22 protein-coding genes and 2 tRNA genes are annotated in these 23,590 nt (G+C 67.3%); 4 read left to right on the forward strand and 20 right to left on the reverse strand.

The features are described 5' to 3' along the window. Positions 1 to 114: 114 nt before the first annotated feature. From AC3B6C_RS22960 to AC3B6C_RS22975, 4 genes are all read right to left on the reverse strand, one after another. Entirely contained in the window at positions 115 to 933 is an 819-nt protein-coding gene (locus tag AC3B6C_RS22960) for a serine hydrolase domain-containing protein (RefSeq protein ID WP_488374262.1), read from the reverse strand. A gap of 23 nt (positions 934 to 956) precedes the next feature. Beyond that, on the reverse strand, positions 957 to 2,087 hold the full coding sequence (locus tag AC3B6C_RS22965; RefSeq protein WP_010841195.1) for an NDMA-dependent alcohol dehydrogenase: 1,131 nt from the start codon (positions 2,085 to 2,087) through the stop codon (positions 957 to 959). A 229-nt stretch (positions 2,088 to 2,316) separates the two neighbouring features. Next, a complete protein-coding gene (gene fadD5 / locus AC3B6C_RS22970; protein WP_010841196.1) occupies positions 2,317 to 3,921 on the reverse strand; it encodes a fatty-acid--CoA ligase FadD5 in 1,605 nt (534 codons plus the stop codon). Positions 3,922 to 4,003: 82 nt separating this feature from the next. After that, a complete protein-coding gene (locus tag AC3B6C_RS22975) occupies positions 4,004 to 4,810 on the reverse strand; it encodes an enoyl-CoA hydratase-related protein (RefSeq protein ID WP_010841197.1) in 807 nt (268 codons plus the stop codon). 200 nt (positions 4,811 to 5,010) lie between these two features. Here AC3B6C_RS22975 and AC3B6C_RS22980 point away from each other — a divergent pair, with 200 nt between their 5' ends. Next, entirely contained in the window at positions 5,011 to 6,210 is a 1,200-nt protein-coding gene (locus AC3B6C_RS22980) for a TetR/AcrR family transcriptional regulator (RefSeq protein ID WP_035716995.1), read from the forward strand. Between the two features lie 5 nt (positions 6,211 to 6,215). Here AC3B6C_RS22980 and AC3B6C_RS22985 read toward each other — a convergent pair whose 3' ends face one another. The 5 genes from AC3B6C_RS22985 to AC3B6C_RS23005 form a co-directional block, all read right to left on the reverse strand. Continuing rightward, a complete protein-coding gene (locus AC3B6C_RS22985) occupies positions 6,216 to 7,160 on the reverse strand; it encodes a hypothetical protein (protein ID WP_488374263.1) in 945 nt (314 codons plus the stop codon). Between the two features lie 62 nt (positions 7,161 to 7,222). Next, on the reverse strand, positions 7,223 to 7,648 hold the full coding sequence (locus tag AC3B6C_RS22990; RefSeq protein WP_010841200.1) for a pyridoxamine 5'-phosphate oxidase family protein: 426 nt from the start codon (positions 7,646 to 7,648) through the stop codon (positions 7,223 to 7,225). Between the two features lie 67 nt (positions 7,649 to 7,715). Next, on the reverse strand, positions 7,716 to 8,468 hold the full coding sequence (locus tag AC3B6C_RS22995; protein ID WP_010841201.1) for an isocitrate lyase/PEP mutase family protein: 753 nt from the start codon (positions 8,466 to 8,468) through the stop codon (positions 7,716 to 7,718). A 110-nt stretch (positions 8,469 to 8,578) separates the two neighbouring features. After that, positions 8,579 to 9,226 (reverse strand): dihydrofolate reductase family protein, encoded by a 648-nt coding sequence (locus AC3B6C_RS23000; RefSeq protein WP_014927392.1) that lies wholly within the window; start codon positions 9,224 to 9,226, stop codon positions 8,579 to 8,581. 175 nt (positions 9,227 to 9,401) lie between these two features. Further along, positions 9,402 to 10,262, reverse strand: coding sequence for an SDR family oxidoreductase (locus tag AC3B6C_RS23005; protein WP_055475464.1), 861 nt, complete (start codon positions 10,260 to 10,262; stop codon positions 9,402 to 9,404). Between the two features lie 102 nt (positions 10,263 to 10,364). On the opposite strand from AC3B6C_RS23005, the gene AC3B6C_RS23010 reads away from it, so the two are divergent. Beyond that, positions 10,365 to 10,757 carry a winged helix-turn-helix transcriptional regulator gene (locus AC3B6C_RS23010; protein ID WP_010841204.1) on the forward strand — a complete coding sequence of 131 codons (393 nt, stop codon included), beginning with the start codon at positions 10,365 to 10,367 and terminating at the stop codon, positions 10,755 to 10,757. Positions 10,758 to 10,817: 60 nt separating this feature from the next. Then, on the forward strand, positions 10,818 to 11,006 hold the full coding sequence (locus AC3B6C_RS23015; RefSeq protein ID WP_010841205.1) for a hypothetical protein: 189 nt from the start codon (positions 10,818 to 10,820) through the stop codon (positions 11,004 to 11,006). Between the two features lie 59 nt (positions 11,007 to 11,065). Here the strand turns inward: AC3B6C_RS23015 and AC3B6C_RS23020 are convergent, their stop codons facing one another. The 6 genes from AC3B6C_RS23020 to AC3B6C_RS23045 all read right to left on the reverse strand — a co-directional run bounded on the left by AC3B6C_RS23020 (position 11,066) and on the right by AC3B6C_RS23045 (position 17,192). Beyond that, on the reverse strand, positions 11,066 to 12,130 hold the full coding sequence (locus AC3B6C_RS23020; RefSeq protein ID WP_488374265.1) for a hypothetical protein: 1,065 nt from the start codon (positions 12,128 to 12,130) through the stop codon (positions 11,066 to 11,068). 191 nt (positions 12,131 to 12,321) lie between these two features. Continuing rightward, positions 12,322 to 12,394 (reverse strand) — tRNA-Asn (locus AC3B6C_RS23025). Positions 12,395 to 12,548: 154 nt separating this feature from the next. After that, the gene (locus AC3B6C_RS23030; RefSeq protein ID WP_010841207.1) at positions 12,549 to 14,147 is read right to left on the reverse strand and encodes a permease; all 1,599 of its coding nucleotides are present in this window, start codon (positions 14,145 to 14,147) and stop codon (positions 12,549 to 12,551) included. An 88-nt stretch (positions 14,148 to 14,235) separates the two neighbouring features. Beyond that, complete coding sequence (locus tag AC3B6C_RS23035; RefSeq protein WP_488374266.1) at positions 14,236 to 14,940, reverse strand: cysteine hydrolase family protein; 705 nt, start codon at positions 14,938 to 14,940, stop codon at positions 14,236 to 14,238. Positions 14,941 to 14,972: 32 nt separating this feature from the next. Beyond that, positions 14,973 to 16,400, reverse strand: coding sequence for an allophanate hydrolase (locus AC3B6C_RS23040; protein WP_488374267.1), 1,428 nt, complete (start codon positions 16,398 to 16,400; stop codon positions 14,973 to 14,975). A 78-nt stretch (positions 16,401 to 16,478) separates the two neighbouring features. Further along, on the reverse strand, positions 16,479 to 17,192 hold the full coding sequence (locus tag AC3B6C_RS23045) for a GntR family transcriptional regulator (protein WP_488374268.1): 714 nt from the start codon (positions 17,190 to 17,192) through the stop codon (positions 16,479 to 16,481). A gap of 141 nt (positions 17,193 to 17,333) precedes the next feature. Here AC3B6C_RS23045 and AC3B6C_RS23050 point away from each other — a divergent pair. Further along, a tRNA-Ile gene (locus tag AC3B6C_RS23050) sits at positions 17,334 to 17,407 on the forward strand. 51 nt (positions 17,408 to 17,458) lie between these two features. Here AC3B6C_RS23050 and AC3B6C_RS23055 read toward each other — a convergent pair. The 5 genes from AC3B6C_RS23055 to AC3B6C_RS23075 form a co-directional block, all read right to left on the reverse strand. Continuing rightward, positions 17,459 to 18,010 (reverse strand): dihydrofolate reductase family protein, encoded by a 552-nt coding sequence (locus AC3B6C_RS23055; protein ID WP_488374269.1) that lies wholly within the window; start codon positions 18,008 to 18,010, stop codon positions 17,459 to 17,461. A gap of 124 nt (positions 18,011 to 18,134) precedes the next feature. After that, positions 18,135 to 20,057, reverse strand: a complete 1,923-nt coding sequence (dnaG, locus tag AC3B6C_RS23060) for a DNA primase (RefSeq protein ID WP_044506955.1) — start codon at positions 20,055 to 20,057, stop codon at positions 18,135 to 18,137. Between the two features lie 149 nt (positions 20,058 to 20,206). Next, the gene (locus AC3B6C_RS23065) at positions 20,207 to 21,523 is read right to left on the reverse strand and encodes a deoxyguanosinetriphosphate triphosphohydrolase (RefSeq protein ID WP_035716997.1); all 1,317 of its coding nucleotides are present in this window, start codon (positions 21,521 to 21,523) and stop codon (positions 20,207 to 20,209) included. Next, complete coding sequence (locus tag AC3B6C_RS23070) at positions 21,516 to 22,001, reverse strand: cold-shock protein (RefSeq protein ID WP_055475468.1); 486 nt, start codon at positions 21,999 to 22,001, stop codon at positions 21,516 to 21,518. The genes AC3B6C_RS23065 and AC3B6C_RS23070 overlap by 8 nt, the downstream gene beginning before the upstream one ends. Before the next feature lie 135 nt (positions 22,002 to 22,136). Then, positions 22,137 to 23,522, reverse strand: coding sequence for a glycine--tRNA ligase (locus AC3B6C_RS23075; RefSeq protein ID WP_010841215.1), 1,386 nt, complete (start codon positions 23,520 to 23,522; stop codon positions 22,137 to 22,139). Positions 23,523 to 23,590 lie beyond the last annotated feature (68 nt).

A 23,590-nucleotide genomic window follows, 5' to 3' on the forward strand; every position in this document is an offset into this window, starting at 1 on the left:
TTGTCGACGAGGAACGTCTTCCCCAACACACCTCGCGACAGCGGATATCACACTCGTGAGATCAATTGTGCCTCATGAGGCACGTGTTGCGCCAGTTTCTGGTGCGAGAAAAATTCAGTTCTGTGACGAGAGTTCATCAACAACACGATCGTTGAACTCGCTCCACAGCGGCTTCGCCCATGGTCCGAACGGCCGGTCGGTCAGCACGACGCATGCGGCGTCGAGAACCGGGTCCACCCAGAGAAACGTCCCGGCCTGCCCGAAGTGCCCGAACGTGCGCGGAGAATTCCGTGTCCCGGTCCAATGCGGCGACTTCTCCGAGCGGATCTCGAAGCCGATCCCCCAGTCGTTGGGGCGGTGCTTGCCGTAACCCGGAACGAATCCGTCGAGACCGGGAAACTGGACCGACGTCAGCTTTCCGAACGTCTCCGGCGCCAGCAGCCGCGGATTCAACAGCTCTCGAGCGAAGACCGCCAGATCCGCCGCACTCGAGCGCGCCGCATGCCCGGCCGACCCGTAGAGGGTCGTCGACGACAACCCCAGCGGCATACACACGGCTTCGGAGAGATACCGGCCGAACTCGATACCGGTAGCTTCCGCCACGGCCTCGGCGGCCACCTCGAAGCCCGAACTCGAATAGATCCGCTGCTCCCCCGGCGGCGCCTCGACCTCGCGGGTGTCATAGGCCAGTCCGGACGCATGCGAGAGGAGGTGAGCGAGAGTCGATCCCGACGGCCCCGCCGGGTCGTCGAGTTCGACGGCACCTTCCTCGACCGCCACGAGAATCGCGTAGGCCACCAGCGGCTTGGTGACCGAGGCGAGTTCGTAGACGCGAGCGGGGTCGCCGAACTGGTCGGCGACCCCGTCACGGGTGATGATCGCCGCCGACGCGTGGTCGACGGGCCATTCCGTCAGAGATTCAAGGACAGACACATCGGGTCACGTTACCCGGATGCTCACCAGTCCTCTTCGGTGTAGCGGATGACACCGCGGATGTTCTTGCCGTCCAACATGTCCTGATAGCCCTCGTTGATCTGGTCCAGCCGGTACTGGCGGGTGATCATGTCGGCGATGTTGAGCTTGCCGATCTTGTACATCGACAGCAGCTGCGGGATGTCGAGCTTCGGGTTGGCGCCGCCGAAGATGGAGCCCTGCAGGTTCTTCTGCAGCAGGGTCAGCATGGCGAGGTTCAGGTTCACATCGCTCTCGAGCATGTTGCCCATACCGGTCAGGACACAGGTGCCACCCTTGGCGGTGATGCCCATCCAGAGGTCGACGTCCTTGCCGTGGACCTCGCCGACCGTGACGATCACCTTCTGGCACATGCCGCCGTGCGTGGTCTCCGCGATCGCCATGGCAGCCTCCTCGACCGAGGCGAACGCCGCGGTGGCCCCGAACTTCAGCGCCTGCTCGCGCTTCCACTCGACCGGGTCGATGGCGAACAGGTTGCGGGCACCGGAGATCACCGCGCCCTGCAGTGCCGCGGTACCGACGCCGCCGACACCGACGATGGCGACGTCTTCGCCCGGGCGCACGTCGCCGCTCCGGGTCGAGGAGCCGTAACCGGTGGGGATGCCGCAACCGCACAGCGCGGCGACCTCGAACGGGATGTCCTTGTCGATCTTCACCGCGGACGCCTCGTGCACGACCATGTACGGCGCGAAGGTCCCCAGCAGCGTCATCGGGTAGACGTTCTCGCCGGATGCGGTCTGGATGCGGAAGGTGTTGTCCGACACGGCTTCACCCTGCAGCAGCATGGCGCCGAAGTCGCACAGGTTGGCCATCCCCGACTGACACGACGGACACTTGCCACACGATGGGATGAACGACAGCACGACGTGGTCGCCGACCTCGAAGTCGGTGACGCCCTCGCCGATCTCGGCGACGACTCCCGCACCCTCGTGTCCGCCCAGGATCGGGAACCCGGCCATCGGGATGCCACCGGTCATCAGATGATGATCGGAATGGCACATGCCTGCGGCTTCCATCTTGATCTTGATCTCGTGGGCCTTGGGATCGCCGATCTCGATGTCCTCGATCGCCCACGGCTTGTTGTGCTCCCGCAGCAGTGCACCCTTTGTCTTCACTGAACTCCTCCGTTCGAACCCGGCGACGTCTCACACCGGGAGGATCTACTCACTCCGACGGTTGCCGCCATGACGTGACAGTCATCACTCAACCACATAATTGGAACGTGTTCTAGTACGTGTTTCCAGGCCGCGCAGTCGCCCGGTGCGATCGAGACGGACGAGACCACGACGACCTGGGCGCGAGTGCTCGCGCCCAGGTCGGAGGGTGTCGGTCTGGAGGGTGGCGTCAGTCGGAGAGGCCGGCGTCCTTGCTGCCGTAGCTCTGACGCAGCGTCGGCTTGACGACCTTGCCGCCGGCGTTGCGCGGCAGTTCGTCGACGATGACGATGTCCTTCGGATGCTTGAACCGGGCGAGGTTCTCGTTGAGGTACGGCTCGAGGTCGGCGAGGGTCAGGTCCTCGACTCCGTCGGCCAGCACCACCACGGCCACCGGCACCTCGCCCCACTTCTCGTGCGCCCGACCGATGATCGCCGCCTCGGTGATGCTCGGATGACCGAAGAGCACGTTCTCGACCTCGGCGCAGTAGATGTTCTCACCACCGGAGATGATCATGTCCTTGGCGCGGTCGACGACGTAGAGGAAGCCCTCCTCGTCCGCGCGGACCAGGTCGCCGGAGTGGAACCAGCCGCCGGCGAAGGCGTCGGCGGTGCCCTGCTCGTTCTGCCAGTACCCCTTCATCATGTTCGGGCCCCGGTAGACGATCTCGCCGACTTCACCCTGCGCCACGTCGTTCCCCTCGGGGTCGACGATGCGGGCGGTGACCGCGGGGACGACCTTGCCGATCGAGCCGATCTTGCGCAGCGCGTCCCGGCCCTCGAGCACACAGGTGATCGGAGACATCTCGCTCTGCCCGAAGACAGCGACGTTCAGCGCTTCCGGAAAGGTCTCGTTCATCGCCTTCAGGACCGTGTCCGACGCCGGGGCGGCGCCCCAGCTGATCACCCGCAGCTTGAGGTCGCGCGGCTTGGCCTGCTGCGCGGCGCAGACGGCCTGCCACTGCGCGGGCACCAGGAAGATCGAGGTGGTGCCCTCCTTCTCGATCGTGTCGAGCATGTCGTCGGGGTCGAACGCACCGAGCGGATGGATCACCGAGAGCGCACCCATGTAGAACAGAGGCGCCATCGCGCCGAGGCCGGCGATGTGGAACATCGGCGCGACGCAGGAGCCGATGTCATCGGACCGGGTCTGCAGAGCCTGCAGACAGGTGACGGCCTGCGCCTGCATGTTCGTGTGGGTGAGCATGGCGCCCTTGGGCTTTCCGGTAGTGCCCGAGGTGTACATGATCAGCGCGACGGTGTCCTCGGGAACGTCGATCTCCTCGAGATCCGACGAATCCTCGGCAACCAGCGACTCGTAGTCGAGGTGATTCTCCTTGTCCGATCCGCCGACCACGATGGTGTGCTCGATCGCGCCGGTGGCGGCGCCCGCGGCGTCGGCCAGCGGCGCGAGGAGCGTCTCGGTGACGATCACCTTGGCACCGCTGTCGTTGACGAGGAAGGCGACCTCGGCCGGGCTCATCCGGATGTTCACCGGCACGGGGATGGCGCCGATCAGGTTGGCGCCCAGAACCGCTTCGACGTACTCCGAGCGGTTGAGCAGGACGATCAGGACCCGGTCACCGAACTGCACGCCGCGTCGGCTCAGCGCGGCGGCAAACGCCCGGCTGCGCTCGTCGAGTTCTTTCCAGGTGGTGACGTTGCCCAGGAACTTCAGCGCCGGCTTGTCCGGGGTCATGAAGGCGTGGCGGCGGATCTGGTTGTTCCAGTGGTTGCGGCGCGAACGCAGTGGCTCGGTGGCCAGGTCGCTGAAGGTGTCGACGGTCGCGGTCATACGATCGGTCTCCTCGTTGTCTTCTCTGGTGGTGATGGGGTCGGGACGGGTGGTGTGTGGTTCTTCCGGCGTGGCGCGAAAATCACCGGGAGGCGCCGGCGAACGCACTGATCGCCGCCTGGAACTCCGGGGACTGGAGCAGTTCGGTCTGGCCGTCGAGTTCTCGCTCGATGGCGGCGTCGAAACCGGACATCGTGTGCGCGTCGAGCGCTGCCTTCGTGAGCCGGAGCGCAGCGGCACTCTTGCCCGCCAGCTTTCGGGCCACAGTGCCGACCACCTCGTCGAGCGCGGCACGGTCGTCGACGACCCCGTTGACGAGTCCGGCCTCGAGAGCTTCTGCGGCACGCAGCTTCTCGCCGAGGAGTGCCAGCTCGTTGGCGCGTACGCGACCGACCGCCGTGGCGAACGACATCGACGCGGCGCCGTCGGGCATCAGACCGATGTTGACGAATGCGAGCAGGAAGTACGACCGCGCCGTCGTGTAGATGAGGTCGGCGCCGAGTGCGAGTGACGCACCGATCCCGGCGGCCGCGCCGTCGACGGAGGCGATCACCGGGACCGGAACCGAACGCACGGCACGTACGAGGGCGGAGCCGCCGGAGATGATCGCCCGGGCCTGTTCCCGGGTGAAGCCGGACGCGCCACCTTCGGTCGACCGCTCGGCGAACCCCCGGACGTCGGCACCGGCACTGAAACTGCCACCGGCGCCGTCGATCACGACGACGCGGACGTCATCCCGCTTCGACCACTCCGACAAGGTCTCCTCGATCGCCTTTTCGGCCCGGCCGTCGAGGGCGTTCATCCGTTCCGGTCGAGAAATCGTCAGACGTCCGATCCCGGAATCGTCCACGGACGTCACCACTCCGTCGTGCGTGATCTCGTCGCTCACTACCACTCCCCATTCATGCCGGTTCCGATAGACACAGTGCCCCGCATCTGTGCCATCGCCTAGACTACTATCACAATGCGACGCAGATCACGAGAATTCTCGTTAACTTATCAGATCAGTTTGTGCTCCTCTACTGCGGTTTTACCGCCTGGCCCGGAAATCTGTCACGAGAACGTGGTCTCCGGCTAGGCTGTGTCGTCATGACCGCCCGCCCGCAGACGTCACGCCCGGACCCGGGCGTCCGGCGTCGTCGCCCCGCCGACCGGCGACGCATGATCGTCGACGCCGCAGCGAAGGCGTTCAGCGACGGCGGATATCACGCGGTACGACTCGACGACATCGCCGAGGCCGTCGGCATCTCCGCGCCGGCCCTGTACCGGCACTTCCCGAACAAGTACGCACTGTTCGCCGAGACCACCGCCGAACTCGCCACCGGCCTGCGCGACGTACTCGACACCGTCCCCGAGGGGTCCCCGGAGGAATTGCACGCGCTCCTCGAGGCGATCACCGCCACCTCGTTCGACAACCGGCGCCGCGGCGGGCTGTATCGCTGGGAATCGCGGTACCTCGAGCCCGCCGACGTCGCGATCGTCCGCGACGTCGTCGTGCACCAGCACCGTCGCGTGCGGGCGGCCGCCCGGCGACTGCGGCCATCGCTGAACGACTCCGACGCCAATCTCGTCGCCGCGGCGATGATCAGCGTCGCGGCCAGTCCCACGACCCACCGCGCCGCGCTGCCCGCCCGTGAGGCGACGGCGCTGATGTCCGGCGCCGCGATCGGCCTGCTCGACGTCGGGTTACCCGCCCCCACCGCTCGCGAACGACCGACAGTCACCGGACTCGCCCCCGCCGCCAAACGTGAGGTCATCCTGACCGAGGCCATCGGACTCTTCGCCGCCCGCGGGTTCCGGGACGTCACCATCGAGGACATCGCACACGCGGCCGACCTGCCCGCGTCGGGCGTGTACCGCCACTTCCCGAGCAAGGTCGCGATCCTCGAGGCATCGTTCTGGCGCGCCACCGATCGGGTCACGTCTGCGATCGCCGACGCCCTCGCCGCATCGACGACGCCCCGGGAGGCGATCGTCGCGATACTCGCCGCCTACATCCGATTGAGCTCCAGCACAACGGATCTGATCTCGATCTACGAGACCGAGATCGGGCACACCACCCCAGAGGCTCGCGCCGAACTGCGCAATCAGCAACGGATCACCGTCGACGAATTCGCCACGTGGCTCACCCGGGACCGCGAGGAGCTGTCGCTCTCACAGGCCCGGTTCCTCGTGCACGCGGCACTCAACGTGGTGACCGACCTGTCGCGCCAGTCCCCGCCGCCCTCGCCCGAGCGGATCGAAGCGCTCGCGATGCGGATACTGCTCGGCCCACACGTGGCCGACTGACGCCCCTACAGCACCGCGAAGTCGTCCATCAGCCAGCGGCCGTCTTGTTCGACGAGAGTGACCTTGACCCGCGACTGGTACGGGAATCCCTCGGGAAACTCCTGGGCGGTCTGTGGCGATTTCAGCGTCTGGTCGAGCGTCACCAGCACGACGGCCTTGCCGTCGTCGACGGACATGATGCCGGCGTTGTCGGCCTTCGCGGTCGAGACCGATTCGGCCGCAGTCGATCCGCGTCTCGCGTCCTGCGAGGATTCGATGTAGGTCTGGGTGAAGGCGGGCGTCGAGATCTCCCGGATGCGCCGGTCGAGGTCGGCGTAATCGGCGGAGTTGTAGGTGGAGATCTCGGCCGCGTACCGGCGCGCCGTCTCGAGCAGCGACGACGTGGCGCCGGCCGACGCGCTCGTCTCGGCCCGCTCGTCGGCGTCCACATAGGCCACCGCGAGTACCGCGGTCGACGCCGCGAGGGCGATGACCGCCACGACCAGCGCGATCACGGCCCAGGGCCGGGCGCCGACCGCCGAGGTCCATCCGGTCCACCGAGAGCCACGACGACCGGACGCCGCGGGGTCGATCTTGCGCGGCGTGCGGTCCGCATCGGTGTCGGTGGACTTCGGGTCGTCGGTGGGCGGGTCGTCGGTGGGCGCGGCGGGGTCCGGGCCTGCGGAATCGGTCGCCGCCGAACGGGTTGCGGGACCGGAACCCTCCGAGCCACGCTTGCGACCGGCCTTGCGAGCCGCCTTCTCCGCTTTGGCCTCGGCCTCGGCGCGGTACTTGTCGCGGTTGCTGCGGTTGGCCTGCAGGAACTCGGCGCCGTGGAGAGGGTTCACCTCCGCGGCGTCGCTGGGGGGATTCGCCGGTGCCGAGCCGGGGTCGACGGACAGATCGGACTCGGCACCGGGTGCGGTGCCCCCGGAGTCGGGCTGGTCGGACGTGGAACGCGGCTTCGGCATGCGTTCAATGTAGCGAGACGTTCCCGGCCGGTTCGTCTCGCTGCCGGATCAGTGCCCGACGATCAGAGGCTGCCGAGGTCCAGAGACACCCATTGCTTCGGCTCGAGGAACAGTTTCGTCTGCGGGCCGTGGTCCTTCTCGGCCATCTCCACGTAGGGGTCCACCGCCTGGGGCGGGAGGTAGCGCGCCGCCATCTCCTGGAGGTCGGCGCGAGTGCCGGCGACCATGTCGACCGCATCCCCCGACACGGCCACGTACATCAGCCGCGGCGTCACCTCGTCGACCATCAGCGTGAAGCGCCCGGCTGCCCGGATGAGCTGCAGTTTGCGCGACTCGGTCCCGGTGAGCAGCCAGGGACGTCCACCCGGCTCGTACTGGTACCAGACCGGGACGGTCAGTGGCGCCCGGCCGGGCTCGGCCTCCACCGACAACGCCGCGACGTGGGGTTCGGACAGGAACGCTTCTCGTTCGGATTTCGTGAGTGCCATGTGCCGACGGTAGACCGCACCACCGACATCCCGTCCGGGTTCTTTCGACCCGGACGGGATGTTCTGGCTACTTCCAGGGCTCGAGTACCTCGGCGGCGCGCTCGGCGAGCACCATCTGGAAGATCGGCCCGAAACTGACCCGGGCGACGCCGAGTTCGGCCAGGGCCGACTTCGAGTTCTTGGTCGGATGCCCGATCGCGTTGACCGGCAACGGCAGCTCCGCGGTGAGCCGCTTCTGCGTGGCGTCGTCGTGGAAACCGACCGGATACAACACATCCGCACCGGCTTCGGCGGCCAGCTTCAGTCGCTCGATGGCGCGGTCGACGCGATCGGATTCGTCCCCGACCTGTTTCACGAAGAGGTCGGTACGCGCGTTGATGACCACGTGGACGTCGGTGGCGTCGGACGCGGCCCGCAATGCGCCCACGAAGTCGGCGTGCTCCTGAGCCTCGCGGAGACGACCGCCCTCGCTGTGCACGGTGTCCTCGATGTTCAGGCCGACGGCGCCGGCCGCGATCAACCCGTCGATCAGTGTCTTCGGGTCTTCCCCGTAGCCGGATTCGATGTCGACGGAGATCGGGACGTCGACGGCCGCCGTGATCTGCCGGATCCGGGTGGTCAGCTCATCGAATGTGATGCCCTCGTTGTCGGGTTTGCCGATGGAGTCCGACACCGGATGGCTCCCGACCGTGAGCGCGGTGAACCCCGCGGAGATCGCGAGATTCGCCGACCACGCATCCCAGACCGTGGGCAGGATGACCGGATTTCCGGGCTGGTGGAGGTCGAGCAGAGTCGTGGCCTTGCTGGAGAGTTCCGTCATGGTCCCTACAACTACGCCGATCGGCGATCGCATTCCACCGCCGCCGCCATCCGGTTGTGGTTTGTCCCGGATGCCGGGACAAAACGCAACCGGGTAGCGGCCGGCCGGCCCTACTCGCGCCAGAACAGGTGATGAGTGACCCCGCTGGAGCTGGGGACCGACTCGTGGTGGTACCGGTCCTCGAGTTCCTCGGGCGACTCCCAGAGTTTCAGCCCCTCCCCGATCGTGACCGGCGCGACGGCGATGTGCAGGGTGTCGATGAGGCCGGCGTCGAGGAATTCCCGCACGGTGCTCACGCCGCCGCCGATGCGTACGTCCTTGCCGTCGGCCGCGGCCTTCGCCTGCTCGGCAGCCTCGGCGGGTGTCGCGTCGAGAAAGTGAAAAGTGGTGTCGCCGAGCGTGAACGACGGTCGCACGTGGTGCGTCAGCACGAAGACGGGCGTGTGGAAGGGCGGTTCGTCGCCCCACCAACCCTGCCACTCATGGTCGGTCCACGGGCCGCGCTGATGGCCGAACTTGTTGCGGCCCATGATCTCCGCGCCGATGTTGTGGGAGAAGTCGCGCGTGAAGTAGTCGTCGAGGCCCCGCGTGCCACCCGGGTCGGTCCGGTTGGGCCAGCCGGCGGTGGCACCCGCCCATGACATCAGTTCCCAGGGTTCGACGCGGTCACCGAAGGGACGCTCGAACGTCTGGTTCTCCCCCGCCCCGATCCCGTCCTGCGAGATGGAGAAGTTCTGGACTCTGAGTAGTTGCGGCATGGCTTGGCATTCCCGTCGTCTGTCGGCACGAGCAATATATGCGGACAGACCCGGTGGCGCCGGAAAACTCATCGCCGCGGCGCAGACCGGATGATCCACGCCGCGATCGCCGCCTGCGGACCCACGACGGAGGTGACCGATACGGATGACCGGAGGCGGCGACAGCGAAGCAGCGTCAGCCGAGCGCCTGGGCGATGACGTCGGCGACGGGGGTCGACGACCGGCCGATGAGCGACCGGAGATCACCGGAGGTGGTGTCGAGTTCGCCGCGACTGATCCCCGCGTCCGAGCTCGCCAGCATCGCGGCGACCGGCTCGGGCAGGCCCGCGCCGACCAGACTCGCCCGGTAATCGGACTCCGAGAGGTCGCGGTACTCTACGGTCGAACCCGCCGCCTCACCGATCGCGCGGGCGAACTCTCCGTACGTCAGCCGTTCGTCCCCACCCAGCTCGTAGACCTTGCCGGCCTGATCGGAATCGGCGGTGAGGACAGCCGCGGCCGCGGCCGCGTAGTCGGCACGGGCAGCGGCCGCGAGCCTTCCCTCACCGGCCGCCCCGAAGAGCGTCCCGGTCGACACCGCCTGCGGGATGGCCGCCAGGTAGTTCTCCCAGTACCAGCCGTTGCGCAGGATCACGGTGGAAACCGGCGACTTGCTCAGCCGGGCCTCGGTGGCGACATGCTCGGGGGCCAGGCTCAAGCCACTCGTGTCCGCGTGAAGCAGGCTGGTGTAGGCGATGAGTGCGACGCCGTTCTCCTCCGCGGACTCGATCACGTTGGTGTGCTGGGCGACACGTCGGCCCATGTCGGCGCCCGAGATGAGCAGCAGCTTGTCGACTCCGGCGAGTGCGGTCCGCAACGACTCCGGGTCGTCGTAGTCGGCGACGCGGACCGAGACGCCCTGCGACGCGAGCTTCGACGCCTTCGACTCGTCCCGGACGATCGCGACGACGTCGGTGGCCGCGACGCCACGAGCGAGTAGTTCCTCGATCACGAGTCCGCCGAGATGTCCTGTCGCGCCGGTCACTGCTGTGGTCATGGTGTCCTCTTTCTGGGTGGTGGTCGCCAGTATGCACTAACTTTTAGTAAGTGCAATACGATGTGTTAGCAAGATCTCGTCGCTTCGACTACCGTTGAGGACGTGACCGAGACCAGCGACGAGTCCCTCGAAGCGAATGTCTTCGCCCGAGACTGCTCATCTCGGACGACGCTGCAGACCGTCACCGGTCGCTGGGGAAGCCTCGTGCTGATGGCGTTGGGAGAGAGCAACTATCGGTTCAGCGCCTTGCGACGACGCGTCGACGGCGTGAGTGAACGCATGCTGTCGCAGACCCTGCAGAACCTCGAGCGCGACGGCATGATCGTGCGCACCGTCCTCGAGGCCATCCCGCCGAAGGTCGAGTATCACCTCACCCCGCTGGGCCGCCAGGTCGCCGACCAGTTGAGCGGACTGATCGAACTCGTGCAGGACAACATGCCCGTCGTCCGGGACGCGCAGGCGCAGTACGACGGGCGACACAGCGGCGGAGACTGAATTCCATCTCGTCGGGTACACGTGGATACGTAGGAGTTCGACGACGAGAGGATCAACCCGATGACGTCACCGGAAGCCGACCTGCCGATCGAGGCAAACGAGGCCGACGCGATCGAGCAAGCCCAGCCGACGGACCCCGACCCCGCCGAGGCGGCGGAGCCCACCGTGCCGTTCGATGCCAACGACGCCGACGCCGCCGAGCAGGCCACCGAGGTCGAGACCGACCCCGAGGATTACCCCCGCGAATAGGGCCGTCGATGCGGAAAGCCCTTCAGCTGCTCATGCAGCCGAAGGGCTTTCCGCTGTCGTCACCGACCCTGACTCTTCCCCGAACGCCGACCACCACGGTCGTCGCGCTCGAATCTCTGGCGTTGTCGAGCTCCGTAGGTCGCCGCTCTCACGGCGTCGTCATCCTCCATACCCGACCCCAGGGCGCCACCCAGTGTCGCCACCGACGCCACCAACCACGCCATCGTCACCAAGGACGCGGCGCCCACCGGGTGACCGATCTGGTCCGCGACCATCTCCGGCGGTATCGTCCACCATGCTGTCAGGAGCAGCAGAGCGAACACGACAACGTAGAAGACCATCACCCCGATCGTCAGCGTGACAATGGTGGACATGTTGTAGAGCACCGCTCGCTCGCGTTCCTCCCGCGAGGGCGGCCGTTCCCACAGATCGTGCTCGACGATCAGCCAGGCGATCATCGCAGCTATCGACAGAATGGTGGCCACCCCCAGCCGCCACGGGCCCATCATGTCCGACAGCTGCCACATGGTCCCGTACGCCAGACTCACCGCTCCGGTCGCAAACGCCGCCATCATCACCTTCGACATTCCGGCGACGACTCGCCAGGGCCGATTGGCGTAGACCATGCCCGCGAGAAGCCGAAGGCGTGACAGCCTCGACGGCGAGACATACTGGACGACGTCGTGATCTTGCACCCGCTGAAAGCGCTCGTTCTCCGCTCCGGGTTCAGCCGGTCCGCGGGACACCTCGGTCACGATCATCCGAGCCAGGTTCCTCGCACGCCGATCGACAAAGGCAGCACCCATACCGGGTATCGAGATCACTCCGAGGCGTTTCGACAGATCGATCTCGGCGATGATCGGGGCCGTCCCCCGCCGACGGGGTAGGTCGGTGAGGTAGATGACGATGTCTTCGGTCGCCGACTCGGGATCGACAGTATCGACCACTTCGGCGAAGTCGGTGTGCTCGTCGATCGGGTACGCATGACTTCGGGTGGACACCTGCCAACGATCCGTACTCTCTTCGACCGCTGACAGTGATTCGGACAAGTGTTCGCCGATCGACTCCGTCGCACCGGGATCGGCGATCACGAGAACAGACCGTGACGATGGTTCTGGGTGCATGGAGGTCGCCTACCCTCCCCTTCCGCCGCCAAACGCATCACTTCACCGAATTTTCGGGCGATGCGGAGTCCGAGCAGCGGCTCGCCGCAGCGCGACGAGACCGGGACCGGGTTTCCCGTGGGTCTTCCGTGGGTGGCGTGAGTCGAGAAAACCCCCGCCCCCTGCTGGTACAGGTGACGGGGGTTGTTCTGCTCCCCCAACTGGACTCGAACCAGTAACCGTTCGATTAACAGTCGAATGCTCTGCCAATTGAGCTATGGGGGATTGCTCCGGCTCCGTTCGGCACCCGCAGATGCTTCACCAGAACCGAGGTCAGACTCTAGCGCATGGTCGCGCCGGAGAACAAAACGCGCGGTCAGCAGACATCGGTGCGATCGGGCCGGTGTGTCGCACCGGCCCGACCGCCTGGTCATCGAGGTCAGTGACCGGCGACCACGTCCGACTCGTCGACCACCACGGGCGTGCGCGCCCCCGGTAGGAACCAGTGCGCGATGCACACTGCCGCGAAGAGAAGGTAGCCGAGCGCGACCGCGGGGGCCGCCGCCCACGACACCTCGGGCGCGTGGATCAGCCCGATGAACGACAGGACGGCGCCGACCGACGCGGCGATCGCGGCGTAGTGGAATTTCTTCTCGAGGATGAACGTGACGATGGTGCCGAGGACCAGACCGACGAGCACCGCACCCTCGCCCAGCGTCTTGAGGCCCTCGTAGATCACCCCGGCGCCGCCGAGCGCCTCCATACCCACTTCGTCGGCGGTGGTGCCGGCCGCCGCGAGCGCGTTGTCGATGAGCCCTCGACCCCATTCGGCGAGGTTCGGCAGCAGTGCCGCCACCACCGCGACCGCGTGCAGGCGCGGCACCGCCTGGAAGGCCTGAGCGCCGATGAGCAAGCCGATGAACAGCAGGATCGGGACGATCGCCGGGACCGGCAACAGTGCGTTGAGCACTCCGAACATACCCAGGAAGCACAGCAGTCCGATGGCCACACCGCTCGCGAGGGAGTAGCTCGCGCGCCCACCCGCGTCCTTCCAGCCGGGATGTCCGATGTAGACCGCGGGCGGGAACGGAGACCCGAAAGCCGCACCGATACACGCGCCGGCACCGTCGGCCAGCAGGACGCTGCGCAGGTTGTAGTTGTCTCCCGCCGCCGCGGCGCTCTCCACGTTGCTCATCGCCTCGGTGAAGTTGTAGACACCGAGCGGTATGGCCGTGCCGAGCAGGGGTGCGAGATCACCGAGTCCGTTGAACAGCAGATCGAAACGTTGATCCGGGATGCCGATCGCGACGTTCTCCACCGCCGAGGTCAGGTCGGGCACGGACATGTACCCGCCGGCCCAGCCGATCGCCGTGCCGACGAGCAGCGCCGCCAGGCCGACCGGGATGTTGCCGGGCAGCTTCACGTCGGTGAAGAACCCGATGAGGATGATCGCCAGCACGGGGAGGCCGATCCACGCCGCCTCCCACATCTGCGCGGCCGGCCGCATCGAGATGAAGGTGATCGAGATGCCCGCCAGGGTTCCCAGCATCGCCGCTCGCGGGGTGAGCTTGCGGACGTAGGGACCCACGAAGGCGCCGATCATCACGATGACGCCGATCATGAACGCCCACGCCAGACCGGCCTGCCACGCCTGGATCGCGTCGTTGGTGTTCAGGTACACCGGCAGCATCACGACGAACACCACGATGAACATGTGCGGCACGCTCGGACCGTAGGGCAGCGCGGTCACATCGTCGCGTCCCTCACGCGCGGCGAGGCGTCGTGCCAGGAAGGTGTAGTACAGGTTGCCCAGGATCAGAGCCACCCCCAGGGCGGGCAGCACGGTACCGAGGACGTTCTCCGCGCTGAGACCGATCACCCCGATCATCAGTCCGGTCAGCGTCAGCACGTTGACCAGGATGTTGAACCCGAGACCAAAGAACGCGTTGGTGTCCCCGCGCGTCCACCAGGCGACCTTGGACTGCTGTGGGGGTGACGGCGGGTCGGCCGTAGGGGCTGGATCGGTGGTGGCGCTCATGACTTCCTCCGGAGTGGTCGAGTTGGGAGTACGAGACGCCGGTGTCTCGAGAAGGGGTCTGGGATCGGAGTCGTCGGTCCCGGACGGCTCACGCCGAACCGACGACGTCCTCAGCGGTGGCGGACGTCAGCAGGGCGATGACGTCCTCGCTCGGTGCGGTCCAGCCGAAGATGCCGCCCTGCGCGGCGATCATCTCCAGTCCGACACGCTGGAACTCAGGGAAATACGAACCGACACAATCGGATACGACGACGCACTCGAACCCTCGATCGTTGGCTTCGCGCGTTGTCGTGTGTACGCAGACCTCCGTGGTCACACCGGTGACGAGCAACTGGGTGATGTCGTTGTCGGCCAGGATCGCCGCCAGCTCCGTCGCATAGAAGGCACCCTTGCCCGGCTTGTCGATGACGACCTCGGTGTCGAGCGGTGCGAGTTCGTCCACGATGTCGTGGCCGTATTCGCCCCGGATGAGGATGCGGCCGAAGGCTCCCGGATCACCGATCCGCTTGGACGGGAGCCCGCGGTTGAGCTTGGCGGGCGGACAGTCCGACAGATCGGGCAGGTGCCCCTCTCGCGTGTGGACGATGAGCATGCCGGCCGCGCGGGCGGCGTCGAGCAGACCTACCAGCGGAGCGACGACACGCTGCAACTGACTGACGTCGTTGCCCAGCGTCTCGCCGAAACCACCGGGCAGCAGGAAGTCCCGTTGCATGTCGATGATGATCAGGGCGGTGTGCGCGAGGTCGAGTTCGATGGGGCCGGGCTGCGCGTCGAGTGTGACGGTGTCGGACATGGGGTTCCTTCGGGGGACGGTGTCGTCGGACTTCAGGGGGTCGGAGCGGCGGAGGTGATCGGGGCGCGTGCCGGCGTGTCATCCGCCGGTCGGGCGCGCGGCTCGTCGAGGAGTGCGGCCGCCAGATGCAGCACGGCGTCGTCGGTCAGCGCATCGCCGAGCAGCATCGCGCTGTGCGGCCGCCCGTCGGAGGTGAGACCCTGCGGGATGGCGACACCGGTGAGGTCCAGCAGGTTCCCGAAGTGGGTGTAGTGACCGAGCATCGTGTTGGTCGCGATCGGCTCGGCGAGCACCTCGTCGACGGTAAAGGTGCGGCCGATGGTGGGGACCACCAGGACGTCCATCTCCTGCCACACCCGGCCGACCTCGGCGCGCAGTTCCTGCAACCGCTGCAGTGCGGAGAAGGCGTCCACTGCGGTGTATTTCTCGCCGCCGCGCAGTATCTCGCGGACCACCGGGTGGATGTCGTCGGGCCGTTCGGCCAGGAAGCCGGCGAATTCGACGAGCCTTTCGGCGACCCAGGGCCCCGAGTACAACAGTTCCCCCGCGGCGAGGAACGGGGCCAGCGAGACATCGACGATCTCGAGACCCCCGGGCACCGCCAGATGCGCCAACCGCGCCCGGAACGACAGGTGGGCGTCGCGCATGGCATCGTCGCCGAAGAACTCCAGTTCGTCCGGAGCGGGCAGGCCGACGGTGAGGGTGCCGCCGGAGTGGCGGGCTCCCCTGTCGCGCGACCAGGCATCCGCGTCGTCGCGGCCGATCATCACGTTCATGATCACGTCCATGTCGGCGATGGTCGAGGTCATCGCGGTGATGCAGTCCAGCGACTTGCAGGCGGGCACGAGGCCGGTCGTGCTGATCAGTCCGCGGGACGGCTTGTATCCGATGATGCCGTTGAGCGCCGCCGGCACACGCCCGGATCCCGCGGTGTCTGTGGCGACGGCGAACGGGACGTCCCCGTGCGCCACCGCGAGCGCAGAGCCGGAACTCGAACCGCCGGAGATCATCTCGTTGCCGTAGACCCCGCGCGGCACGGTGTAGGGGGTACGCGTCCCGTTGAGTCCGGTGGCGAACTGGTCGAGATTGGTCTTGCCGACATACAGCGCACCGGCGTCGAGGAGTCGTTGGACCACCGGGGCGGTGGTCTCGGGGACGTACGCGTACGCGGGACACGACAACGTCGTGGGCACCCCCGCGACATCGATCGAGTCCTTCACCCCGAACGGGACGCCGTACAGCGGCAGGTCCCGTGCGTCGGAACGGTTCTCGAGAGCCGCAGCCGCGGCGATGAGCTGGTCCCGAGGAACCGTGGACAGCCAGGTGCCGTCGTCACCTCGCGCCTCAATCGCATCGAGGACGGCTCGCGCGGTGCGGGTCGGCGACCCGCTTCCGTGGAGGTGCGAGTCGAGTATCTCGGCGACCGTGGGTCCCGTCGTCGGACCGGCAGCTTTCGTCATAACGTCGATTGTCGACAGAATGATGGCGCTTGCGGAACGGCTGTGTGTCGATCGTGTTAGGGCATCGCCGTGGGCGGGTCAGGGCGTGTGCGCGTGCCCGTGAACGTGCTCCGGGGACTCGCCCGCGCTCGCGGACACCAACCCGAGGTAGTGCAGATGCCCGTGGTCGCCGAGCGCGGCCACGACCGCTTCGGCGTCGTTGCGTTCGAGTGCATCGAGAATCGCCTGATGCCGGGTGAACCCGTCCGCGGGTCCGTGATGGTCAGCTGTCTCGGAACGCAGATTGACCGCCATCGGCAGTTGCAGTTTCAGCAGGATCGGCGCGAGGGTGACGTCGAGTTGGCGGTTCCCGGCCAGCGCGACCACCGCGGCGTGGAAACGGCGGTGGGCATCGTCGCGCTCCAGATCGTCACCCGCGCGACGCATCGCGTCGATCGCCTCGCGCACGGGTTCCAGCTGGCGGTCGGGATCGGTCAGCGGTAGCGCTGTTTCCACGGCATGGCGTTCGAGCACCTGGCGGATCTCGAACAGCTGCAGGATGTCCGTCGGCGACCACTCGGCCACCCGGACCCCGCGCCGCGGTTGATGTTCGACGAGCCCCTGCTGCGCCAACAGGCGCAACGCCTCGCGAACGGGAGCCCGGCTGATCCCGAGATCTGCACACAGCGTCTCTTCGACGATCTTCTGTCCCGGTTCGAGTGCGCCGCTCAGTATCGCGTCACGAAGCCGCCGCGCGGCGACGTCCACCAGGCTCTCCGGCAGGTCACCACCGACCCCGTCCGCGACCGTCATCTGCTACCACTTCCCGCCACACTCGTGCCCGATTTTGCGGCCAGTGTAGCGGCGTCGACAGTCGACCGTTTTGCGCGCACTCGTCTGTCGTCGTTCTTCCGAGGTGCGGTATTGTCCTCCCGCAGGCAGCGACATCTGCGCGGGGAGTTAGCTCAGTCGGTTAGAGCCGCGGACTCATAATCCGTAGGTCGCGGGTTCGAGCCCCGCACTCCCCACTCATCAGCCGCACCGACGGTTCGATTCCGGTTCCCGGACACCGCGCGAGCTCATCGCTCGACGCGACACCAGTACTCGGTCTCGCCGGGGATCGGCGTCAGCCGGACCTCGCCGCCGTCTGGCCGGTCGAACAGTCGAACGCCCGCACCGAGGAAGACCGGGACGAAGAACACGAGAACCTCGTCGAGCAGCCCGTGATCGATCATCTGTCGCGCGACATCGGCCCCGATGACGGTGACGTAGGCATCGCCCGCGATCTGCGCGGCGGCCTCGACCGCATCGTGGAGGTCGGAGACGAATGTGACGCCGGCGACGGCCTCCGCAGGCGGGTTGTGGGTGAGAACGACTGCGTCCCCGTCGTATTCACCGCCGAACGCGCCTTCGCGGTCGGTGCCCTTGTTGGGATCGTCGCCGCCGAACGACCGGTTGCCGACCAGTAGCGCGCCGGTCCCCCGCATCAGCCGCGAGGCGGCATCGGCGGCGGCCTCGGTCCGTTCGTCGGTCGGGGCCTCGAAGAACGGCGTCAGCCAGGACATGTCACCGCCGGGCCCGGCGATGAATCCGTCGAGAGATGCCGTCGCCGAATAGATGGTGGTCGCCATGAACTCCTGCCTTCGTTCGGTCGAGTCGAGGTGTCCACGGTGCAGACCTCCGCGGAGGCGGGAACTCATCGGTCTCGCGCTCACGCGCGGATCGATCGCGCAGCTCCCGACGTCGGCGAGCCCGTCAGCCCGCGCCGACGATGGGGTCGACGGCCTGTTCCAGCAGGCTGCGACGATAGGCCTCGAGGGCGACCAGATCTCCGAACACCGCGTTGTAACCGTCCGGGTCGTCGCTGGGCGCCATCCGGCGCAGGCGCGACTTGATGTCGGCGATCTGCGTGCCGACCCACACCTCTTGCAGCCGGGCCAGCACGCTCGAGATGTAGCGGGCGATGTTGTCCTCGTCGACCGGCATCGATTCGACGGCGAGTTCGGTCACCAGCGGATCGATGATCGGGTCGTCGACGGCATTGCGCACGGCGTCGACCCAGGCCGCGCCACCCATGCCGGCCGACGTCCCGCCGAGCCCGGTCATCGCCTGGCGGACGATCGCGTAGGCCGGTTCGTTGAAGCACTCGACGGGCAGCGAGTCGAACACCGTGCCGGCGATCGCCGGATACTGCAGCGCCGCCTTCAGCGCTTCCCGTTGCGGCCACAGGCGCGGATCGTTGGGCTGGGGCCGCGCCGAGGTCGGTGCCGACTCCGCCTCCGGTCGGTTACGGGCGCCGCGCGCGTTTCCCCGACCTCCGGAAGTGCTGACGCCCTGCGCCTTCCGGATTCTGGCACCCTCCTCGCGCACTCGCCCGAGAACCTGGGAGACCTCTTCCCACCCGACCCAGCCGGCGAGCTGCCGCGCGTACTCGTCGCGGAGAGCGATGTCCTTGATCCGGGCGACCACCGGGACGGTGTCGCGCAAGGCGTGCACACGCCCCTCCGCCGTGTCGAGGTCGTGTCCGGCGAGCAGCGCCTTGATCGCGAACTCGAACATCGGCACCCGCCGCGCGATCAGATCGCGGACGGCGGCGTCGCCCTTCTCCTGACGCAGTTCACAGGGATCCATCCCATCGGGTGCGATCGCCACGAACGTCTGACCCGAGATCGACTGCTCTCCCTCGAAAGCCTTGAGGGCAGCCGCTTTACCGGCGTCGTCACCGTCGAAGGTGTAGATGACCTCGCCCCGGAAGTACGAGTCGTCCATCATCAGACGCCGGATGAGGGCCAGGTGGTCCTCACCGAACGCGGTGCCACACGACGCGACCGCGGTGGTGACGCCGGCCAGGTGCATCGCCATGACGTCGGTGTAGCCCTCGACGACCACCACCTGATGTCCCTTGGCGATGCTCTTCTTCGCGTGGTCGAGTCCGAACAGCACCTGAGACTTCTTGTACAGCATGGTCTCCGGCGTGTTCATGTACTTGCCGAGGTTGTCGTCGTCGAACAGTTTGCGGGCTCCGAAGCCGATGATGTCGCCGGCCAGGTTGCGGATCGGCCACAGCAGACGGCGGTGGAACCGGTCGATCGGGCCCTTGCGTCCCTGCTTCGACAGACCGGCCGCCTCGAGCTCGCTGAACTCGAATCCCTGCGACAGCAGCGCCTTGGTCATCGTGTCCCAGCCGGCGGGCGCGTAGCCGCAACCGAATCGGACCGCCGCCACCGCGTCGAAGTCGCGTTCCTTCAGGTAATCGCGCGCCGGCTGCGCCTCCGGTGACTGCAGCGCGGCGGCGTAGAACTTCGCGGCGGCCGCGTTGGCCGCCACCAGGCGGGCGCGCGTACCGCGGTCGCGCTTGATGGCGGTGCCACCGCCCTCGTAGTTGATCTGGTAACCGATGCGGTCGGCGAGCTGCTCGACCGCCTCCACGAAACTGACGTGCTCCTGCTTCTGCAGAAAGCTGTAGACGTCACCGCCCTCGCCGCAGCCGAAGCAGTGGAAGTGACCGTGGTTGGGCCGGACGTGGAACGACGGCGACTTCTCGTCGTGAAACGGACACAGGCCCTTGAGGCTGTCGGCACCGGCACGGCGCAGGGCGACGTAATCGCCGACGATGTCCTCGATCCTCGTCTGCTCACGGATCGCCGTGATGTCGCGATCGGGAATTCGGCCTGCCACGCGACCAGTGTAGTGACGCCGCGCGGCCGGCCCGACCTGGTACTCGACACCGGTCGTCCACCCGACCGGGGCCGACGTCCCGGGCGGATACCAGGGGTGGGCTCCGACTCTGACGACAACCCCTTCGGCGCGGACCGACGGACCCCGGCCTACCCCAGGTGCGCCTGGGCCCCCGAGTTGTGCTTGTCGGTGCGCTCGAGCCGGCCTTCGGTCATGGATGCGATCTGGTCGACTATGACGCGCATGCGGGCGGCGTCGTCGGAGGCGGCGTTCCACCACGGCACGAACACCGGGTCCAGTCCCCCCGGCGCCGCTTCGGCGAACCAGTTCGCGACCCGGTGGATGCGCTCCCGCTGGCGACGCTGGGTCGCCTTGTGGCGTTCGTTGGAGAAGATGAACCGCAGGGCCAGGGTCTTGAGCATCGACACCTCGGCCGCGATGAGTTCCGGCACTTCCAGATCGGCGTCGTAGCGCGACACCGGCCGGTCCCCCACCACCTCGCGGGTACCGGTGATCGCGGCCGACGCGAATCGGCCGATGAACTCGCTGGTCAGTCGCTTGAGTGCGACGTAGGAGTCGAGCGTTCCGTCGAAGACACCCACCGAACGCACGATGTCCATGCGGTGCAGTCGGCCGGCGGCGTCGACCAGTGCCTCGGGGTCGAGGCCGGGAAACTCCTTGGCGCCGATGTCGGCCAGCGCGCGCTGATCCTGCGGATCGCCGAGGGTTCGCAGGTCGATCCGCCCGCCGATCACGCCGTCCTCGAGGTCGTGCACGGAGTACGCCACGTCGTCGGACCAGTCCATGATCTGGGCCTCGACGCACTGCCGGGTCCCGGGCGCATCCCGACGGATCCACTCGAGCATCCCGGCATCGTCGTCATAGGCCCCGAACTTCCCACCCGGGGTGCGCCGGGTCCACGGATACTTCAGGGTCGCGTCCAGCGACGCGCGCGCGAGATTGAGGCCGACACTCTGCCCGTCGGCGTCGAGCAGCTTGGGCTCGAGCCTGGTCAGGATCCGGAGATTCTGCGCGTTGCCCTCGAAACCGCCGTGGTCGGCGGCCACCTCGTCGAGCGCGCGTTCGCCGTTGTGCCCGTACGGCGGATGCCCGATGTCGTGGGCGAGTCCGGCGAGTTCGACGAGGTCGGGTTCGGCGCCGAGACCGATCGCGATCCCGCGGCCGATCTGCCCGACCTCGAGCGAATGCGTGAGCCGGGTACGGGGGGTGTCACCCTCGCGCGGGCCGACGACCTGTGTCTTGTCGGCCAGCCGGCGAAGCGCGGCGGAATGCAGGACCCGCGCGCGGTCCCGGGCGAAGTCGCTCCGATGATCGGTCCGGGTGCCGGGCAGGCTCGCGACCTTCGCCCCCTCGGGCACGTATCGCTCGACGGCCTCGTCGGCGTAGGTGGCGACCGCCGGGAGGACATGCCCGACGGTCTCGGGCCCATGGCGGGTGCTAGTCAAGCACCCAGCCCCGGGCGACTGCGAAGTCGGTGACCCGCTGCCGGATCGCCACGATCTGCCGCGCGGTGAGGGCGCCGTCGGCATCGAGCAGGAGCTCGGTGAGTTCTTCGGTGAACGCGGCGGCGTCCAGGGAACCACCACCAGCGCGCGGACGACGGCTGCCGCGGTCGTCGTGGCGTCCGCGGTCGCCGCGATCACCCCGCTCGCCCCGATCCCGGCCGTGGTGATCCTCGCGACGATGCGCCCGGGCGCCCGCTTCGTCGGCGGGCGCGGCCTCGGTCACCGCGACGTTGACCGCCTTCGAACCGCGGTCGGTCTCCTCGACGTCGAAGGACACCTTCGCGCCGGGCTTCAACGAGTTCTCGTCGATGTCGATGTCGTTGATGTGGAGGAACACATCGGCACCGCCCGATTCCGGCGCCAAGAATCCGAAGCCCCGATTCGCGTCGTAATGAACGACTTTCCCGCTGACAGACACGACTCCACTCACTCTCTCGTCGCATGCACGCCGGACCCCATGCCCCACGTCACGCGACAACTCGCCATCAATTGTGACAGACATCCGCAGGTCAGGCGGAATCGAGAGCGTACGCCCGTGGCGACGCGAGAGCGCTCAGGCGCCGAGGAGCTTGCCGCCGAGATACTCGGCGACCTTGTCGAGCGCGACCCGCTCCTGGCTCATCGTGTCCCGTTCACGGACCGTGACGGCCTGGTCGTCGAGGGTGTCGAAGTCGACGGTCACGCAGAACGGCGTGCCGATCTCGTCCTGCCGGCGGTAACGCTTGCCGATGCCCTGCGCGTCGTCGAACTCCACATTCCAGTGCTTGCGGAGTTCGGCGGCGAGGTCGCGGGCCTTGGGCGAGAGCTTCTCGTTGCGCGAGAGCGGCAGCACGGCGACCTTGATCGGCGCCAGACGCCGGTCGAGCCGCAGCACGGTGCGAGTATCGGTGCCGCCCTTGGCGTTCGGCACTTCCTCCTCGGTGTAGGCGTCGCACAGGAACGCCATCAGCGAGCGGGTCAGGCCGGCCGCCGGCTCGATCACGTACGGGGTGTAGCGCTCGCCCGACGCCTGATCGAAGAACGACAGATCCTCGCCCGAATGCTTGCTGTGCGTGGACAGGTCATAGTCGGTGCGGTTGGCGACACCCTCGAGTTCGCCCCACGGGTTACCGGTGAAGCCGAACTTGTACTCGACGTCCACGGTCCGCTTGGAGTAATGCGACAGCTTTTCCTTCGGATGGTCGTAGAGCCGCAGGTTCTCCGGGTCGATGCCCAGGTTCACGTACCAGTCGAAGCGCTGGTCGATCCAGTACTGGTGCCATTCCTCGTCCTCGCCCGGCTTGACGAAGAACTCCATCTCCATCTGCTCGAACTCGCGGGTGCGGAAGATGAAGTTGCCCGGCGTGATCTCGTTGCGGAAGCTCTTGCCGATCTGCGCGATGCCGAACGGCGGCTTCTTGCGCGCGGTGGTCATAACGTTCTTGAAGTTCACGAAGATGCCCTGCGCGGTCTCCGGCCGCAGATAGTGCAGGCCCTCTTCGTCGTCGACGGGGCCGAGGAACGTCTTCATCAGACCGCTGAACGCCTTGGGCTCGGTCCAGTTGCCCGGCTGCCCGGTCTCCGGGTCGTTGATGTCGGCCAGACCGTTCGCCGGCGGGTGCCCGTGCTTGGCCTCGTAGGCCTCGATGAGGTGGTCGGCACGGTAGCGCTTGTGGGTGTGCAGCGACTCCACCAGTGGGTCGGTGAACACCTCGACGTGGCCGGAGGCCTCCCAGACCTGGCGCGGCAGGATGACCGACGAGTCGAGTCCGACGACGTCCTCACGGCTGATGACCATCGCGCGCCACCACTGGCGCTTGATGTTCTCCTTGAGCTCGACGCCGAGCGGGCCGTAATCCCACGCCGACTTGGTACCGCCGTAGATCTCACCGCACTGGTAGACCAGGCCCCGACGCTTGGCGAGGTTGACGACGGATTCCACATTGGACTGGGCGGCCACGGTTAACTGCTCTCCACGGGTTGAGTGTTCGGCTGGGACGGTCGTGCTGACGCTCGGTGCTCGGCGTG

It is taken from the genome of Gordonia sp. 11cp, from assembly GCF_057767225.1.